Below are 1,534 nucleotides of genomic sequence, written 5' to 3'. Positions count from 1 at the left end.
TGGTTTTATGGCTGTTAATGCTACGGTTTTATCTATCGGACAAGCATTAGGTCCGTTGTTAGCTGGAGTTTTTTACGCTGCTGCTGGTTTTTCTGTTTTGAGTTTGGGGTTAATTAGTAAACTTTTTGTGACTACTGATTAGCCTAATATTTAAGAAGGAAGAAGGAAGGTTTTAATTATCGCCGAAAAAAGGAAAAATTGAATGGGGATACTTTTATATAAAATCCGGTTATATAATATATGTTGATAATTCTATAATTACTTCAATCTCTCCTACTATCCTATACGGTGGAATTTTAAACCCTTTATGGGAAAAAATAATTTGAGTTTTTTTGTAATATATTTACTAATAAAATGAGTATAAGTATACAGAGAAAAATCGGCGTTACTACCTGGATATTTGGTCAGAATAAATTAGAAAAAACTGCCAATATTATTTCAGAGATGGGTTTCGATGGAGTGGAATTATATGTAGATATAAATCAAACTCAACCCCAAAATGTGAAAAATATTTTAGCAGATAATGGCTTAGAAATATTCTCCATGACTCCTAGTAATGTAGATTTGGGAAGTAGCGATCGCCAAATAAGAATGGCAGCTCTAGATTACTATAAAAAGTTAATTGATTATGGAGCAGAATTAGGTAATCCTATAATTACTTGCCATGAATATATTCAGAGTCAGATGGGAACTACTTATGCAGGTTCGAGAGATAATTTAATTGTTTCTTGTCAAGAATTAGCAGTTTATGCAGAAAAAGCAAAAATTAAATTAGGATTTGAACCCCTGAATCGTTATTTATGTCGTTTCATTCTGAATAGCAATGATGTTTTATCTTTACTGGCAGAAATTAACTCGCCAAATATGACTGTTATTCTAGATACCTATCATGGCAATTTAGAAGAAGCAAATTTAGTTGAAGCTATTCAAAGATGTGGGGATAAACTGAGCGTCTATCAAATCGCTGATTCTAACAGAAAAGGTATTGGTTTTGGTCATACTAACTTTGCCGAACATTTTGAGGCACTTCATGAGATCAAATTCTCTGGTCCGATAATTATTGAATGCGCTCAACCTAGACAAACACCAGGTTCAAAAGAAGAGATTGATTTGGAGAAACTTAAACTTCATTTATCAGTAAGTAAAAATTGGATTGTGGATCGAACAAAAGTATTAGTTGCTAATAGTTAATTTATTGTTTGTAGTTGGGCTTTAGCCCAAAATTAATGTTAGGATATTCCCTTTTTCTACCGCAATGCTATGCAAATAGTCTAAACTTATTCTCCTAACTAAAAAACGTACTGCTATATTTAAGTATTTGAGGATCTAAAGCCCAACTACAATATTTGAGGGGCTAAAGCCCAACTACAAACAAAATATTTATTACTAAACTAGACTTACTATTTTATCTTTGTTCTACCTTTAAACACTACGAATTAAAATTAGGAAAAAATTAAATGAATCCCATCTATCAAGACTTAAAAGAAAAACATATTTTAATTACTGGTGGTAGTAATGGAATTGGCGAAGCTCT

At 31.7% G+C, this 1,534-nt stretch carries 1 protein-coding gene; it reads left to right on the top strand.

What is annotated here, in order from left to right:
* The first annotated feature begins 354 nt into the window (after nucleotides 1-354).
* A complete protein-coding gene (locus tag AC3DU7_RS19620) occupies nucleotides 355-1,191 on the top strand; it encodes a sugar phosphate isomerase/epimerase family protein (RefSeq protein WP_488040996.1) in 837 nt (278 codons plus the stop codon).
* Nucleotides 1,192-1,534: the final 343 nt, after the last annotated feature.

This window comes from Okeania sp. (assembly GCF_983059655.1).
The sequence above is the reverse complement of the archived record's forward strand: the minus strand, read 5'-3'. Positions and strand labels throughout refer to the sequence as shown.

Coding starts and splice junctions, on each gene's coding strand:
- AC3DU7_RS19620 (WP_488040996.1), top strand. CDS start 355: ATGAGTATAAGTATACAGAGAAAAATCGGCGTTACTACCTGGATATTT.